This window comes from Undibacterium sp. Ji42W (assembly GCF_049340405.1).
Classification (GTDB): Bacteria; Pseudomonadota; Gammaproteobacteria; order Burkholderiales; family Burkholderiaceae_D; genus Undibacterium.
In genome coordinates, this window is record NZ_JBMPOV010000018.1 from 47,361 (window position 1) to 63,989 (window position 16,629).

General features: G+C 49.6%; 13 protein-coding genes, 1 pseudogene and 2 riboswitches. Of the genes and pseudogenes, 10 read left to right on the forward strand and 4 right to left on the reverse strand.

Going from position 1 to position 16,629, the window contains the following annotated elements:
- Position 1: 1 nt before the first annotated feature.
- Positions 2–118, reverse strand: a riboswitch (glycine riboswitch).
- A 199-nt stretch (positions 119–317) separates the two neighbouring features.
- Positions 318–415, reverse strand: a riboswitch (glycine riboswitch).
- 477 nt (positions 416–892) lie between these two features.
- Positions 893–1,702, forward strand: a complete 810-nt coding sequence (locus ACO0LG_RS27605) for a hypothetical protein (RefSeq protein WP_423031520.1) — start codon at positions 893–895, stop codon at positions 1,700–1,702.
- A gap of 12 nt (positions 1,703–1,714) precedes the next feature.
- Here ACO0LG_RS27605 and dacB read toward each other — a convergent pair whose 3' ends face one another.
- Positions 1,715–3,220, reverse strand: coding sequence for a D-alanyl-D-alanine carboxypeptidase/D-alanyl-D-alanine endopeptidase (gene dacB / locus ACO0LG_RS27610; protein WP_423031522.1), 1,506 nt, complete (start codon positions 3,218–3,220; stop codon positions 1,715–1,717).
- Between the two features lie 122 nt (positions 3,221–3,342).
- On the opposite strand from dacB, the gene ACO0LG_RS27615 reads away from it, so the two are divergent.
- From ACO0LG_RS27615 to ACO0LG_RS27645, 7 genes are all read left to right on the forward strand, one after another.
- Positions 3,343–3,468, forward strand: a complete 126-nt coding sequence (locus ACO0LG_RS27615) for a hypothetical protein (protein WP_423031524.1) — start codon at positions 3,343–3,345, stop codon at positions 3,466–3,468.
- An 81-nt stretch (positions 3,469–3,549) separates the two neighbouring features.
- Complete coding sequence (locus tag ACO0LG_RS27620) at positions 3,550–5,523, forward strand: peptidase U32 family protein (protein ID WP_423031526.1); 1,974 nt, start codon at positions 3,550–3,552, stop codon at positions 5,521–5,523.
- Positions 5,524–5,794: 271 nt separating this feature from the next.
- The gene (locus tag ACO0LG_RS27625; RefSeq protein WP_423031527.1) at positions 5,795–7,642 is read left to right on the forward strand and encodes an HSP90 family protein; all 1,848 of its coding nucleotides are present in this window, start codon (positions 5,795–5,797) and stop codon (positions 7,640–7,642) included.
- On the forward strand, positions 7,633–8,775 hold the full coding sequence (locus tag ACO0LG_RS27630) for a tetratricopeptide repeat protein (protein ID WP_423031529.1): 1,143 nt from the start codon (positions 7,633–7,635) through the stop codon (positions 8,773–8,775). The genes ACO0LG_RS27625 and ACO0LG_RS27630 overlap by 10 nt, the downstream gene beginning before the upstream one ends.
- 18 nt (positions 8,776–8,793) lie before the next feature.
- Positions 8,794–9,141: an STY0301 family protein gene (locus ACO0LG_RS27635; RefSeq protein WP_423031531.1), complete on the forward strand. Its 348-nt coding sequence runs from the start codon at positions 8,794–8,796 to the stop codon at positions 9,139–9,141.
- Between the two features lie 131 nt (positions 9,142–9,272).
- Positions 9,273–10,262, forward strand: a complete 990-nt coding sequence (locus ACO0LG_RS27640; protein ID WP_423031533.1) for a tetratricopeptide repeat protein — start codon at positions 9,273–9,275, stop codon at positions 10,260–10,262.
- A 701-nt stretch (positions 10,263–10,963) separates the two neighbouring features.
- Positions 10,964–12,313 (forward strand): MFS transporter, encoded by a 1,350-nt coding sequence (locus ACO0LG_RS27645; RefSeq protein ID WP_423031543.1) that lies wholly within the window; start codon positions 10,964–10,966, stop codon positions 12,311–12,313.
- Between the two features lie 42 nt (positions 12,314–12,355).
- Here the strand turns inward: ACO0LG_RS27645 and ACO0LG_RS27650 are convergent, their stop codons facing one another.
- Both ACO0LG_RS27650 and ACO0LG_RS27655 read right to left on the reverse strand, forming a co-directional pair.
- Complete coding sequence (locus ACO0LG_RS27650) at positions 12,356–13,054, reverse strand: M949_RS01915 family surface polysaccharide biosynthesis protein (RefSeq protein WP_423031535.1); 699 nt, start codon at positions 13,052–13,054, stop codon at positions 12,356–12,358.
- Positions 13,055–13,073: 19 nt separating this feature from the next.
- Positions 13,074–13,763, reverse strand: a complete 690-nt coding sequence (locus ACO0LG_RS27655) for a M949_RS01915 family surface polysaccharide biosynthesis protein (RefSeq protein ID WP_423031536.1) — start codon at positions 13,761–13,763, stop codon at positions 13,074–13,076.
- A gap of 255 nt (positions 13,764–14,018) precedes the next feature.
- On the opposite strand from ACO0LG_RS27655, the gene ACO0LG_RS27660 reads away from it, so the two are divergent.
- Both ACO0LG_RS27660 and ACO0LG_RS27665 read left to right on the forward strand, forming a co-directional pair.
- Positions 14,019–14,234, forward strand: a complete 216-nt coding sequence (locus tag ACO0LG_RS27660) for a hypothetical protein (protein WP_423031537.1) — start codon at positions 14,019–14,021, stop codon at positions 14,232–14,234.
- A gap of 483 nt (positions 14,235–14,717) precedes the next feature.
- A complete protein-coding gene (locus ACO0LG_RS27665; protein WP_423031539.1) occupies positions 14,718–16,439 on the forward strand; it encodes a methyl-accepting chemotaxis protein in 1,722 nt (573 codons plus the stop codon).
- Positions 16,440–16,469: 30 nt separating this feature from the next.
- Here the strand turns inward: ACO0LG_RS27665 and ACO0LG_RS27670 are convergent.
- Positions 16,470–16,629 (reverse strand): annotated as a pseudogene (locus ACO0LG_RS27670) (peptidase M20); the annotation flags it as partial.

Below are 16,629 nucleotides of genomic sequence, written 5' to 3' on the forward strand. Positions count from 1 at the left end.
GGATACCCCCTCTGTCCTGGACCTGAGAGATTTCGCCCGCGCCCCTTGGTAAGGCAGCAGTGCTTGCTCCTTCGGTGTGCCTGACGACGTAGTCAGGCAGCTCTTCAGAGTTGGCGGAACTCATTTCATGAATAAGGGTGAGTGCGAACAAGGCGATTTGAAATGCAGTGCAAGGCGTGGTATGCAGCCAAGGCTAATGCCTTGGTAAGCAACACAACGCAGTAATGCGCCCAATCGTCAGTTCCTGGAGGGTTTGATTCATAAGGCTGACAGCCTTATGAATCAAACGCATCTCATCATTATTTATGAAATGAGTTCCAATGATAACGGTCCTTTTTACCTGAGAGTTTCCGGGGCGGTTGCTCCTTCGGCGCTGTCCAGATTGCTATTTGACAGTCTCTCCCGATATCATTTTTTTCATAATGTGCTCAACCTGTTGTACAAGTTGTAGAAATGAGCATAGTGCACACATTACCCATTTGCAAATCCTTTTTGATGTCAAAGGGATTATTTTTCTGTTTTCGTGGCATATGTGATTTGTATTCCACATGCATTTTCCTGTTTGGCTTTTATCCGTGCTCCAGACTATGATTGCTGCACGATTCAATCGCATGCATCAAGCATGTCTGGAAAAATTCTCCGTGATTTTCAATTAAATTAAGCGGCTTCCCTTTTTGGCGCAGACGCAGCCTTGCCTGCGTAATAGCATGGTGTCTCGCCACACTGCGCACCTATCAGTTAGAATCAATATTGCCGCCATTCTGAAGAATTTCCCCTTGTGCAATTAATCCGGCGTTTCATTCACCTCCCTGCTTGCGCATTGCTCATGCTGTGCATGCTGCTTGCCTGCGCGCGCACGGAGTCAGTGCAAACGTTGGAGCAGCGTGATCTCATGCGCCTGGTTTTCAAAGGCTGGGACATCAATGACGATAAAGATATCATCAGGTCACCGCAACTAAAGGCAGAGTTGCCAGCGTCTGTCCCCACGACTACCCAACTGGCATTGCGTATGCATGCTTTGCATGTGCAAAAACTCGATGCAGATACGGCAGTCTTGCTGGTCAAAGGCGAGCCATTGGCATCGGGTTTGCCCAATCTGATTGCCGCATACTGGTTCAAACGCAGGGGCGAGGCCTGGTCACTGACCAATCGCCAGGACGTGGTTGAATGGCTGGCTGCCAACGGGCGCATCAGCAAGACCAGCGTGGTGGAATTATTCCCCGGTGACTTTGCCATGTCGATAGAACACAGTCATGTAGAAAAAAACGAAGTGCATGTATGGTTGCGTTTGTTGCGCATAGAAGCGGACAAGATCAGTCCTCTGTTTGACAAGGACCAGGACGTGGATCTGGTCAAGCATGTAGAGAGTGGCCCGGAATGTGAAAGCATGATGCGTCCCGGCAAAGGTAAACACCCGCGCTTGCGCCTCCATGAAAATGAACAGGACCCGCCGCATTGCTATGACTACCTGGCCAGGTGGGAACTGGCCCCCGGTATTGCCGCACCAGGCCAGCTTATCGTCGAATTTGCAGGCAAGACCTACGGTTACCGCCAGGTCAGCCACATGACTGACAATGCAGGTGAGCGCACCAACAGCTATGACTTTGTCATCGCCGCACAAAAGGGCAAAAAGAAGCTGGTGTTTGATACCGACACGCAGAAGTATGTCGTGGTGAATGACAAGCCGGTCAAAGCGAAATAGTCTGACTGAATCTTACGGACGACCAGCGGCTACCCAAGTAATCAATTCGTCCAAAGCAGATTTTGCCTTGATCGCTTCTTCATGATTAATCATTGCCACCACTATCCATTGCTGGTCATTGATATCCCGCACATAGCCCGCAATCGCCACCACATCTTTCAAGGTACCTGTCTTGATGCGGGCACGTAATTCTGCTGGCCCGCCTTTAAGGCGACGACGCATGGTGCCATCCATGGAGGCGACCGGCAGGCTGCTGGCAAATTCTGCATACCAGTTACTGCGGGCTGCGGCCTGCAACAAGCCAGCCATTTGTTGCGGGCTGATTCGTTCTATACGAGAGAGGCCAGAACCGTTCTCCAGCACCAACCCCGCATCGTTGATACCCTGCCTGAATAGCCATTGCCTGATACGAGCATCGGCAGCCTGCAAATTGCTCATGCCCTGTTTGTTGGCAGATTCTGCACCCAGGGTCAGGTACAGCATGCGCGCCATGACATTGTCAGACTGCTTGTTGATAATACGCAGAATGTCGGCCAGCGGCTCGGACTGATGCTCAGCCAATACCGTGGCAGAAGCGGGCGTCTTGCCATCGCGCACCTCACCCTGCCAGGTACCGCCCATCTCTTGCCACAGCGCGCGTATCAGGTGCGCCAGGTACTGGTTACGGTCAAGGATATTGATATTGTTCGTGATCTTGCAGCGCTTGGGGAAGCCGCCACTTAGCGTGATCTCCAAACCCGCTCGTGTAGTCTGGCGCGCCGTTTTTTTGTTGGCCTGCGCATTTTGACTATCTGTCTCAGGATCATCCGCCATATTGTTGACGATCTCGATGGCAGGCGGCTGCCATTCCGTCTCCCACGCAGAACAGGGTAATTCATTGAAGTGCAGGTGGTTGACAAGTTTGACTTTGTCCAGCGGCGTGTTCAGACGCGCCTCGATTTTGTCGGTCGTTGATTCAAGGGCGATGCTGCTGAGGTTGCTATTGACTAGCAGTGCATCGGGTATGACATTGTAATAAGCATCGGGGAATTCATCGAATTGTGGCGCGCCGATATCTGGCCGCTCGGGCTGAAAATAACTACGGTCAAGAATGATATCGCCACGCAGGCGGCGCAAACCTTGCTGGCGCAGATTGCGCAGCATGCCACCCAGTTTTTCTATGGTCAGGTTGGGTTCGCCACCACCACGTAGATACAGGTTGCCTGTATAGATATCTTTCTTGTTACTCTTGTCCGCCAGTATCTGCGTTTTCCAGCGAAAGGTCGGCCCCAGTTCCTCCAGCCCGACGATAGTGGTCACCAGCTTCATGGCAGATGCCGGATTCATGGGCCGGTCTGCCGCCTGCATCAGCACCGCCTGGCCACCATTGGCAGGCATGACAATGGCGCTAAATGCCTGGACTGGCACGCTGGTCCTGTTGAATGCAGCTTCTACGCCAGGGGGCAATACGGTCTGTGCGAAAGCAAAAGCAGGTAGCAGGGGCAAAGCAAATAGCAGACTGGCAGGAGATAGGCGCATAAGTTCAGGTTTGATCGTGGCAGACAACATTGTAGAGCAGGCAAGAAAAGGAAACAGAAAAGCGTTCTTTTTGCGCAATGAAATTTTGTTTGCGGCACATATCTTCTGGTTATTTGCTCACCATGATCTACACTGCTAAAGACAAAAATCAGGCTTTAATGTTGGTGGAAATGTTGGTGGAAATGTTGGTTGAAACTAAAGAAACTGGGTTTGCAGGCTTAAATATGATTCAATCGATATCAAATTAAAGTGCCAATCCAGCAGCAAACATGACATAAGCCCTTGATTTCCTTTATAATTTCGCCCTTTCCCTGTCACCAGCCACCACCATGAGCTTGCTTGTCAACCAGACCGAACTTTTATCGCCCGCCAAAACTGTAGAGATAGGCCGGGAAGCGATCTTGCATGGTGCTGATGCCGTTTATATCGGTGGCCCGTCTTTCGGTGCGCGTCATAACGCCAGCAATGAAATCAGCGAGATCGCCAGCCTGGTGGAATTTGCCCACCGCTATCATGCGCGCATCTTCGTGACCATGAATACCATCCTGCATGATTCCGAGCTGGAACCGGCAAGAAAGCAGATACGCCAATTGTATGATGCTGGTGTCGATGCCCTCATCGTGCAAGACATGGGCATTTTGGAACTCGATATTCCTCCCATCCAGTTGCATGCCAGCACGCAATGCGATATCCGTGGTGTGGAAAAAGCCAAGTTTCTTGGCGATGTCGGCTTCTCGCAACTGGTATTGGCGCGTGAACTGACTATCAAACAGATACAGGCCATCAAGGCGCAAGTCGCCACGCCACTCGAATATTTCGTTCACGGCGCACTGTGCGTAGCCTTCTCCGGCCAATGCTATATCTCGCATGCCGACAATGGCCGCAGCGCCAACCGTGGCGATTGCTCGCAAGCCTGTCGCCTGCCTTATACTCTCAGTGATGGCGAGGGCAGGGTGGTCGCCTATGAAAAACATCTGCTGTCAATGAAAGACAACGACCAGAGCCGCAATCTGGAAGCCCTGCTCGATGCTGGTGTGCAGTCATTGAAGATAGAAGGCCGCTACAAGGACATGGGCTATGTGAAGAATATCACCGCGCATTACCGTTTGCTGCTCGATGAAATCCTGGAGCGCAGGCCAGAATTCAGCCGCGCTTCCAGCGGTCATAGCCAGGTGTCGTTCAGCCCCAATGTGGACAAGAACTTCCACCGCGGTCACACCGATTATTTCGCCAATGGTCGCCTGGAAGACATAGGCGCATTTGATTCGCCAAAATACGTAGGCCTGCATCTGGGTTATGTTACTCGCCTGGCAGCCAACTTCTTTGAGATCGAAGCCAATGAACCCATGTCCAATGGTGATGGCCTCAACTACATGGTCAAGCGCGATGTCGCAGGCATACAAGCCAACACCGTAGAACGCGTAGGGGCATCAGAAAACGGTGAAATCTGGCGCGTCTTCCCGAATGAAAAAATGGCCGAGTTGGTCAGCCTCAAAGTCGGTACCCTGATCAATCGTAACCGTGACCATCGCTGGGAACATGCACTGACCAAGAAATCCGCCGAGCGCCGCATCCCTGTCTATATGACTTTGACAGAACAGGCTGATGGTCTGTTACTGAAGATCACTGATGAAGATGGCGTAACTTCTGCAGTCAGCGCACAGTTGCCACTGGAACCTGCACAAAACCGCGACAAGGCAGAAGCAGGCTTGCGCGACAATCTCGCCAAGCTCGGCAACACCATGTTCGAGGCTGCGCAAGTCAACCTCGATTTGCAACAGCCATGGTTCGTGCCATCCTCCGTCATCAACGCCCTGCGCCGCGATGCAGTGACCGCACACGAGGCAGCGCGCCTGTCAGCATGGCACCGTCCGGAGCGTACACCAGCAGTTGAGCCGCCAGTAGCCTATCCGGAAACAACGCTCAGTTATCTCGCCAATGTGTACAACCACAAGGCCCGCAGCTTCTATGAAAAACACGCAGTACAATTGATCGCCGCCGCTTACGAGTCGCATGAAGAACCCGGCGAAGTATCGCTGATGATCACCAAGCACTGCCTGCGCTTCTCCTTCAACCTCTGCCCCAAACAGGCCAAGGGCGTGCAAGGTGTACAAGGCCAGGTCAAGGCAGAACCCATGACCCTGGTCACAGGCGAAGAAAAATACACTTTGAAGTTTGACTGCAAGCCATGTGAGATGCACATCATTGGTGCGATGAAAAAACACATTTTGCAGGCACCACCGCCGTCATCTGTGCAATACAGTACGGTGACTTTTCATAAGAACAGGCCACAGACGGTGTGAAGTTTTAATGGATGGAAATTACAGGCCCAAAAAGTGGAAATGCTTTTTGGGTTTTTTTAATCTCGTTTTTTGGCCAGGTGATGCTCGCGGGTTTCTATTTGAATGCTGTAACCATGGTGCTTGTAGATAAGTAACAAAAAGCAGCTTGGGCATTGCTAGCATAACGGGATATGGAGTTTTCACAATCAATGCATTTTCTGATTCAGTGCATGGACGATTGATATAATTGTGTGCCTGAATAATTAGAGTTATTTATTTCCCTACTATCAAAGTGCAGTATATTCTGAAAGAAACCCAGACTATGGAGCATCGCTTCCAGATCAATCTTTCTGGTTTGATCGACCTGTTATCCAATCACCTGTATACCCGTCCTGATGTATTCGTGCGTGAGCTTTTGCAAAATGCTAGCGATGCCATACAGGCCCGCACGCGGCTGGCGAAAGAATTTTCTGGCACTATAAAATTGCATGTCGATGATGATATGCAAGCCGTGAGTTTTGTCGACAATGGCATAGGCCTGACTGAAGATGAGATGCATCGCTTTCTGGCAGTGATCGGTGAGTCGTCCAAGCGTGGTGTATGGGTGGGGCAGGCGCAAGATTATATCGGCCAGTTTGGCATCGGCTTGCTGGCTTGCTTCATCGTTGCAGATGAAATTGAACTGGTCAGTCGCTCAGCCACCAGCCCTGATGCACCGGCATTGCGATGGCGCGGGCGGCCCGATGGCACTTATGATATTGCCGTGTTGGACGAGGATATCGCACCAGGCACCTCGGTCAGGCTGATAACCAAGCCAGAGTCGCGTGCCTTGTTTACTGCCGATAACGTGTTTACAGCGGCCAGCTATTATGGCGGAGTCTTGCCTTGGCCTATACAGGTGACGTACAAGGGCCAGCCAAGGGCAGTGAATGACAGTGAACGCACGCATACCTTCCCCTGGGATGCATCGCACCTGCCAGTCTCTGCACGCAAGGCTTTCCTGACGCAGTTTGGCCGCCGCAGCATGGATACGGCATTCTTTGATGCTATCCCGCTGGTATCAGAAACTGGTGGCGTAAACGGCGTCGCCTACGTACTGGAACGCACACCTGCGCATAGCAGCAAAAGCAAGCACCGGGTTTATCTCAAGCGCATGCTTTTGTCTGACAGTGTGGAAAACCTGTTGCCACCTTGGGCATTTTTTGTACAGTGTGTTGTCAACTGCAGCGAGTTGCGCCCGACTGCAGCACGGAATGCTTTTCACCATGATGAAAAGCTGCAAAAGACCCAGGAAGAACTGGGTGCTTGCCTGCGCAATTATCTTGTGGACCTGGCCAAGCGTGACCCCGCTCAATTACAGAAACTGATGGTCTACCATCACATGACCTTAAAAGCCCTGGCGTTGGAAGATGATGAATTTTTCAAACTGTTTGCTCCCTGGTTTCCTATAGAAACCAATTATGGACAAAGTACGCTGCAAGTCTATCTGGAGCGCAACCAGCGCATACTGTGTACTGCTGGTGTTGACGCTTTCAGGCAAATTGCCCAGATCGCTGCTGGACAGGGCATTGATGTCATTAATGCTGGCTACGTCTATGATGCTGACTTGATGAAAAAATATGGAGAGTTGTTTCCACTCACACCTGTGCGTTTTGTTGAGCCTTCTGACATAGGCCATCAATTGCAAAATTTAAGTGAGGAACAGGAGGCGCGGCACCACGATTTCATGCTGTTGGCACAAAGTACGCTGGAAGGTCTTGCCTGTACTGTCAAGCTTAAAGTATTTGAGCCTGGTGATCTGCCGACCTTGTTTGTATCGAATCGCGATGCCAATATCAGCCGTCAAATGACCGTTAGTGCTGAGCACGTAGATGGTTTGTGGAAAGACATCGTCGCCCAGGTCAAACAAGTAGAAAACAGTGAAATTTATTTTAACTATGGTAATGCACTGGTGCGCCGTTTGATACAACATCCTGATGCTTCACTAGTGCAACGCATCGTGCAAATCTTGTATGTGCAGGCATTGTTGATGGGGCATTATCCCCTTAGTAGTCGAGAGCTGAGCCTGATGAGTGATGGATTATCTGGCTTGCTGGAATGGAGTTTGATGGGGACTGGAGGAAATCCAACATGGCATTAGAAAATACTACAGAGATTGCACTTGCCCATTCTCTGATTTCGCAAGCCAAGAAATTCGAACACAATGCATCAGAAAAATCAGATTTGCTGGATCGCGCCATCGTTGCTGCAGACCGTTCTGGTTCTGTGGCTGTGCAGTTCCTTGCACGCCGTGAGCGTTTGACGGTTGCAGTTTTTACTGGTGAAGATGAACTTGCGTTGACCTTGTTTGCCTGGTGTCAGCATATGACAGATACCCGTCCAGATATCATTGATCAGACTTCCATACTTTGGCCAAGCAAATGGATATTGCCCATGCTGCCGGAGTTTTCACGCATCAACCAGAAACAGATAGATGCCATTGCCGCGGATATGGCAAAGCGATTTGAGTCACGAAATCTCAGTCGTCGTCCGGTATATGCCAAGCAATCTGAAGTTAATCTGGTACAGGGCAATACCCGAAAATCCAGGGAGTTTTGGGAACGGGCAAGCATGGAACCGCGTGACCGCTATGCAGATTGTGCTGCCTGTGAATACAGTCACTCTGTCCGTTTACTCGTGCAGGAAGGCCGCTATGAAGAAGCGATCACAGCAGCCCAGCCTATACTTGATGGGCAACTGTCTTGTTCGGAAGTGCCGCACCTTGATTTGCCATCAATCATGCTTACCCTCTATGCTTTGGGCCGCAAGGATGCAGCCCGCGAACTCTATAATCGCAGCTATCGCCTGATATGCTCAAACAAGAAATATATTCAGCTTGTCGCCATGCTCATCGAGTTTCAAGTGGCGGAAAATGAGCTGAGAAAAGCTTCCCAGATTGCGGTACGCCATTTGCCATGGCTGACCCAGACTAAACCAGATAAATTGAAAATGCACTATATACGTGCCTTGTACTGCCTGCTGCTGGTACTTGCTGATACCGCTAAAGAAGAATCATTGGAGTCAACAGAATGGCTACAGTCACTGTTTGATGCATTGGAGGAGGTATTTGAGATTGCGCCCGGCAGAACTGATCTGGCACAAAGGCTCGCGCTGCTCACCGCCAAAATAGCCGGGGCTGGTCTGGCAACAGCTGGTAGCCTGGATGCACGTAATGCCAATAGCTATTTCACCAGACAGTGGCATGCCCCAGCATTCGCGTACACCACGCCATGAATTGAGATAGGGTATTCTGTGTTGTATAAACTCGATATGAAAAATCTACTTTGCGCATGTGTGACATTTAGCCTGCTCCAGCCCGCATTTTCAGCCGAGACTTGTCCGCGCCGGGGCGCTTCTTTTCCACTCTCGGTTACCGTCTTTGACGGTACGCCCGAAGAACTTGCCAGTCTGGTGCCAGAGGAGAGAGGCAAGCGTTCAGGCTACTGGATATTGGGCACTGTCTACGATCAAAATCGCTCTGTTACGGTGCTATGCAAGTACGCCGATGGGCATGTTGAACGGGTTGAACTCAAGCAAAGAGTCAGCAAATGCAACTATCAAATCAATGAGAAAAATCAGTTCAGTATTCAATGCAAGTAAGCGTTGTCATCACTGGTGACTTTTCAAGAAAAGACAGCAGGCGGTGTGATGATTTAGTGGCCGTAATTTGAAGGCTCAAAAAGTGAAAATGCTTTTGGGCTTTTTATCAAACTGAGCAATATATTCTTTGCATGCAAAAGATGCATACCTATCCAATGACAAAAAAGATTTTTAACGCATGCTGTGCCTTGTTAATTTCACTTTATTTTGTAAGCGCACCAAGTTACGCCGATATCAGCAAAGGTGCCAGTGCTTATGCTAGTGGGAATTATGCTGGAGCATATGCAGAGTGGCTGGGTTCGGCAAATAAAGGTGAAATGATTGCCCAATACAATATGGGAACATTGTATTTGAGCGGCAAAGGGGTTGCGAAAGATATGAGCAAAGCGCGTGAATGGTTTACTAAAGCAGCAAAGCAAGGTCATGCAAAATCTCAATACAATCTTGCAGAGGCGCTCAGGATAGGTGTAGGCGGTCCCGCACTTCCAAGCGAAGCATTCTCATGGTACCTGAAAGCTGCACAGCAGGGACTGGGCATCGCACAATGTTATGTCGGTATTGGGTATGAAGCTGGCGAGTTAATAAAAGCCGATATGGCTGAGGCTATTGCTTGGTACCAGAAGTCAGCAGCGCAAAATGATGCTTGTGGTGAATATCGCTTGAGCAGCTTATATTTTTCCGGCAAGGGAATAGAAAAATCAGAAGAAAAAGCCATCGTATTATTAAAGGATGCCGCTAGAAAAGAATGGACCGATGCGCAGTCTGACTTGGGATATTTGTACATGACTGGGAAAAGTGTGAAACAGGATTTCTCCCAAGCTTTAAGCTGGCTTGAAAAAGCAGCCCTGCGAGGCGATGCCGTCGCTTTCGCCAATTTATCGACCATGTATGCAAATGGCACTGGGGTTGAGAAAAATTTTGTTACCGCATACGTCAATATTTTGATTGCATACAGACTGGCCGAGCAAGACAAAGAACGCAAGGCCTATGCTGCGGGACGTGACGATCTTGCCAGTAGTATGTCAATAAAAATGATAGCGCAAGCAGATAGTCTGGCAAATAATTGGCATGAAGGCGACCAATTGCCAAAAGCTGCTGCCGTGAATCCATTGGATAGATAGGTGTCCGGTGAATATAAAGAAATGGTAAATACCCAAACAGGTTAAGTCCTTAACGGCCACATAGTCAAAGAAGATGGCTATGTCTGCTTGCTCGCTATTTGTCCTTCCATCATCAAAAGGCTGGCTAACCGATGTCTCTTCCATGTTGGTATAAACCGTCAGGGTGTTTACGATGTATGAGGGCGGGCAAGTCTGCGTGAGCATGGCATGGAAAAGACAGATGGATTGGCCCGAGGTCCACGCCGTTGATGCAGAGGCGGTAGAGCTGGTAGCCATTTGTGTGATCTGAAGCACAGGGGTCAAGCGGGGCAGGCGCCAACTTTGCCAATTATATGGCGATGCAATCGCGACCTAAATTCAACCATACAGTTTTTCTGCAAATCTCCACAGCATATGGGTTGCACATTCCGATCATCTCATGTTTATCATATGTTATCGTACAACATAAATTTTGGCACATAAACCACGTAATAATCCCCTCACTCTCTGCTTAGCGATGATCTGCTATGAATTATAGAGAAGAAAAATAAAAAAATTAAGTCGCAAAAGCTGATCGTTCTCGAAAACGATATTCGTTACAATCCAATGTTGTAGGATGTCCTATAACAATGTATAGTTTTAGATATATTTAAGCTGGCCTTGGCATTGCTTTAAAGAGCTAGCCGGATGCCATGTCGAAAAACTATACAAATGGGGACAGGATGGACGCGCAAGCATTAATCACAGGCAGGCAGAATAGCCAGACACGTACAGGAACCCGCTGGGGCATCTTGCTGATCTTATTTATCGTGACGACCATCAACTATGCCGACCGTGCGTCTATCTCCATCGCCGGGCCAGAGTTGAGCAAGAGCCTCGGTCTGTCCACGGTGCAGATGGGGTTTATCTTTTCGGCATTTGCCTGGTCTTATGTATTGGCGCAAATCCCTGGTGGATGGCTGCTCGACAGATATGGTTCCAAGGGGACTTATTTTTTCAGTATCTTCCTGTGGTCGCTGTTTACCATGCTCATGGGCCTGGTGGGTTTTTTGTCTGGTGCGATGGCAATTGCCGTACTGTTTGCGCTGCGCCTGCTGGTAGGTGCGGCAGAGGCACCCTCGTTTCCCGGAAATAGCCGCATTGCTTCTGCGTGGTTTCCTGTCAGCGAGCGCGGGCTGGCGGCAGCGATATTCAATTCTGCGCAATATTTTGCAACGGTGATTTTCGCTCCCTTCATGGGCTGGATAGTCCATCAATGGGGATGGCCCAGCGTGTTCTATGTCATGGGCTCGCTGGGTATCATGATGTCTGTGGTCTGGAAGTTCAAACTGCACGACCCGCAAACGCATCCACGTATCAATGCTGCGGAACTCCAGTATTTAAAAGATGGCGGGGCCTTGATTGATTTGGAGACTAACCATCAGGTCAAAAAGACACAGCAACTTGATACCACTTCCATCATCAAGCAATTGCTGTCCAACCGCATGCTGCTGGGTGTGTATATCGGCCAGTATTGCATCAATACGCTGACATATTTTTTCCTGACCTGGTTCCCTGTCTATCTGGTAACAGAGCGGCACATGACTATTCTCAAAGCAGGTTTCGTCGCAGCCATACCTGCCATTGCAGGCTTTATTGGCGGGGTACTCGGCGGTATCATTTCTGACCGCATGATCAAGTCTGGTGTCTCTTTGTCCAAGGCCAGGAAAACACCTATCGTCATCGGCCTGCTGATGGCGATGAGCATGATCTTCTGCAATTACATCACGACAGATGCAATCGTCATTGCGACCATGTCGCTGGCATTTTTTGGCAAGGGCATAGGCGCTCTTGGTTGGGCTGTGGTATCCGATACCGCGCCAAAAGAAGCCGGCGGCCTGAGTGGTGCGCTGTTCAATACGTTTGGCAACGTCGCCGGTATTACTACGCCTATCGTCATTGGCTATATCCTGCAAGCGACTGGTTCATTTGCCGGCGCCCTAGTTTTTGTCGCAGCCAATGCCGCCATTGCTATCTTTTGTTATGTGTTTATTGTCGGTGACATCAAGCGCATGGAATTCAAGCCTGCCTAAGGCTAAAGGAAAAGAGGGCAGCGAATTCGCCAGAAGCTGCCCTCAGAATTCCTTGTAAGGCTCGCGCTTTTTGAGCGGCATATAGTTGTGGTTGTGCTCAAAGGCGAAAAGATTGTCTTCTGACATCTTCTTCATTTTTCTTGCCAGGTAATCTTGTACGGACTTTGGAAAGGAAAAGAAATTCTCGCTCGCAGTCGTGAATGCATCACCATGATATGGCCCGGTGCTTGCCCTTATCACGACTTTTTCTCCCTTGTACAGCATGACTATCTTGAGGCGGCCAAAGTAGGGGTCGTAATTTATCTTGGCATTGTCATCGAGATAGAAACGATAAACCAGGATGGGCTCTATGCGGCCATCGCCATCTATGTCGGCAAATTCGATCAGCTTTGCCCTGAATCCGACCCCGGCATCATTCCTGGCGGCCTTGTCGCGGACGATGATGGGATAGCTAAGAGACTGGTCATCTTCTATCTTGAATTGATATGCCGCTATGCTGTTTGACAGGTTTTCACTTGGGTATCCGACGTCCTGTTCTTCCGCCAGGTACAGCACATAATTGCCACTTTGATCGCTGTAGCAATAGTGGTGGCTCACTGGCAATTGTATGTTCAGTTTCTTCAGGGTAGCAGCATGCATGAGCATGACGTCGTTCTTGCAAGTGGTGTTGACAGCCTTGCCTTGCGCCCAGGCGAAAGAGCTGGTGCATGCCAGCAGGAACATAAATAAACTTGGTTTCATGGTTGAGGATAGAAAGCGATTATTTTGTTTTTGGCTTTACAGGCTTGTTCACAGGCTTGAACTGATAGCTATTATCAAAGCCATACAAATTATCTTCGTACATGTTCGCCATCTTCTTGACTAAATGCTTTTGCACTGAGACAGGCAGGGCAAAGAAATTATCTGTTGCCGTGGTTTCGCGCTCACCATCCAGAGTGCCCGTAATGGCACGTATCACCATCTTGCTACCCTTGTAGAACATCACTATCTTGATGCGACCTGAAAAAGCATCTTGCTCAGCGGGCCTGTCCTCTTTCTTGTTATAGAAGCGATAGACGAGAATGGGCTCCACGCTGCCATCCTTGTCTATGTCGCTGATTTCTGTCAGCTTGCTCCAGAATTCCATGCCCGCTTCATCAGCATTGGCCTTGTCGCGTATGCTGGCAATACTGCTCAGGGATTGATCAGCTTCTATCTTCAGCAGGTGTGCTTCGACTGTGCTGGACAGTTTTTCTTCACCTTTCACATCCTGCTTTTCAGCTAGATAAAGCACATAGTTGCCAGACTGGTCGCTATAGCAGTAATGCTTGAACACGGGCAGGAATATGCCGGATTTTTTCAGTGTTTCTGCCTGCAGCAGGCGCTTATCTGCGCAGGTGGTTTTGCTGTCCTGGCCCTGAGCAAAAGCGAGGGCAGGCAGCAGGATAAGCAGGGGGAGCAGATGTTTCATGGCAGCGGTTGGCGTTTATTCGCTCGTTATTGATTCTTTTATCAGGGCGCCTAGCTTAGCAAGAAAATCCCGTAACACCTGTATTACTTTGTTGCTGCGGCTGTGTCTGCCTGCATTTTGCTTTCCAGCCTTGCAGTTCGCCAGACCAGGGTGTCATGACAAATGTCATGAAATACTGCTTACAGTCGCTACTTATGCATCTGGCCTGGCTTCCCTATACTGGAGTCTCAATCAACCAAGCAAGGAAAAACTGCCATGTCTGACATACTCTCTTACGCTCAAATCGTTCCCCTGGGGGCATTTGCAGTTGCCATCGCTTACTCGGTTTGTCATGCCTGGATCAAGACCAGTCAGCATGAGACTGACCTGCAACAACGTACCATGGAACATCAGGAAAAGATGAAAGCCATGGAACTCGAAATTGCCCGCAGCCAGGCCGCAGCAGTGGACAGGAAAAACCAGTTGGCCTGAACCAGAATTTCATGCCAGCGACCAAGCGCGTGCGACACAAACTTGAATATCAGCTTCGCACGCTATTTGAACTACAAATTCGTTTCTGCCACTTCATCTTATTCAATATCCTGTACACAGTTGACAGTTTGTGTATCTACGCCAAAACCCGGCTTAATTTGAGGAGCTGAGTTCTGGTTATTCTCAAGCCAACCCAAACTACACAAGCCACCCAAGTCCAGCAATGATGCTGATGTTGCATTTTTAGACCTTATGGCCACATTGTTAACTTTAACAAAATGACTATGAGCGGCGAATGCCGCTCACCAAAACGCAAATATCCCTTTATCGCCTCAAGCGTGAAATCTTGTGTCGTGACATTGCATGATGGCAATTGTCCGCTACTATGGAGTCAACTTTATCTGATCACGCATTTTCACGACAACATAAGGCTATTGTGCTGGCCAGGTTCAACTCGAAATCAATGCTGTACTGAGGTATTTAATGAAAAATTTCTCGATCTCTTCCCGCCTGATTGCTACTTTTAGTCTGATGATGGCATTGCTGCTGGTTGTCTCAACTGCGTCTTATTTAAAGATGTCAGCAATGAGTGATGCGACTAATGAAATCACGACCGACTGGCTACCCAGCGTTGAAGTGGCCAACCGTATTGACACCCAGATTGCTAACTTGCGTATGCTTGAATTCAGGCACATTCTCAATAGCGATGATGCCGCGCTAGATGCGCTGGACAAACGCTTTGCGGGAATGTTGGCTGTACTGGACAAAGAAAATCAGTCCTATGTCAAACTGATCAGCAGCGAAGAAGAAAAAAAGCTGTACACCACTTTTGCCGAGAACTGGGCTAAATATGTGAAAATTCATGAGCAGGTAATTGCCCATTCAAGAAAAAAAGAAAATGATGAGGCCAAGACATTGCTTGAGGGTGATGGCAAGAAATTTTATGATGCTGCCAGCGAATCACTCGACAAATTGGTCGAGCTTAATCACGTTGGCGCAATGGAATCGTCCAAACTGGCAGAGGCATCATTTGCAAGTGCAAGACTGACGGTAGCGATTGTTACCCTCGTCGCCATCCTTATCACCATAGTCAGTGCATATATTATTATCCGCGCCATCACGCAGCCCTTGTTAGTCGCAAGAAGAGCGGCTGAGAGACTCGCAAGCGGTGATTTGAGCCAAGTCATTGTCGTCGATTCCAATAATGAGATTGGCCGTGTCTTGCAAGCCATGCAAAGCATGCAAGACAGCCTGGCCACTATTGTCAGCCAGGTGCGCACTGGTGCTGACACTATTGCTGGTGCCTCGACAGAAATCGCCACTGGCAATCTTGACCTGTCTTCCCGGACCGAGCAACAGGCAGGTTCGCTGGAAGAAACCGCATCTTCCATGGAAGAGCTGACCTCCACCGTCAAGCACAATGGCGACAATGCCCGCCAGGCTAACCAACTTGCCGTGTCGGCAGCAAATGTTGCCACCAAAGGTGGGCAGGTGGTGTCGCAAGTGGTGGACACTATGGGCAAGATCAATGAGTCGTCCAAAAAGATCGTGGACATCATCAGCGTCATTGATGGCATCGCCTTTCAAACCAATATTCTGGCGCTGAATGCAGCTGTTGAAGCAGCCCGTGCAGGTGAGCAGGGGCGTGGCTTTGCGGTGGTCGCATCAGAGGTGCGCAATCTTGCGCAACGTTCTGCCAGCGCCGCCAAAGAAATCAAGGACCTTATCAATGATTCGGTAGAAAAAGTCGATATTGGCACCCGCCTGGTCGATGAGGCCGGTGCCACCATGGCCCAGGTAGTCTCCAGCATCAGCAGCGTGACCGACATCATGGGTGAGTTGACCGCAGCAGGGCGCGAACAGGAAGCAGGCATCGAACAAATCAACCGCGCCGTTACCGAGATGGATGCCGTCACCCAACAAAATGCCGCGCTGGTCGAAGAGGCAGCCGCAGCAGCAGAATCACTGCGCGATCAGGCGGGCAGCCTGGTGCAACTGGTTAGCACCTTCAAGCTGGATGGCACACACGCCGCCACTGTGGCAGTCGTGCGTAAAGCGAATGGCAATGCAATGTCTGCCACCGCTAATAAGAGCGTGCGTGCCTTACCCAATGTTAAAAAGCCGGTGGCTGTAAAAAAGACTGATCCAACACCAGCGAAACAGAAAGCATCTTCAGCAAGCAAAGATGATTGGGAAGAGTTCTGATTCACTGTTGTTTTGAATTGCACTTTTCTTTTATTTCAACAAGTCTTGCAAGGTGCGAGCAACCACCTTGGTGGCTTTGCGTAAATCTTCCAGACTCAAACGCTCATCTGCACGTTTGGCATGGGACTCCAGCACGGTACGTGGCCCTGCGCCATAAATGACACCAGGTATGCCCGCTTCCGAGAACAGG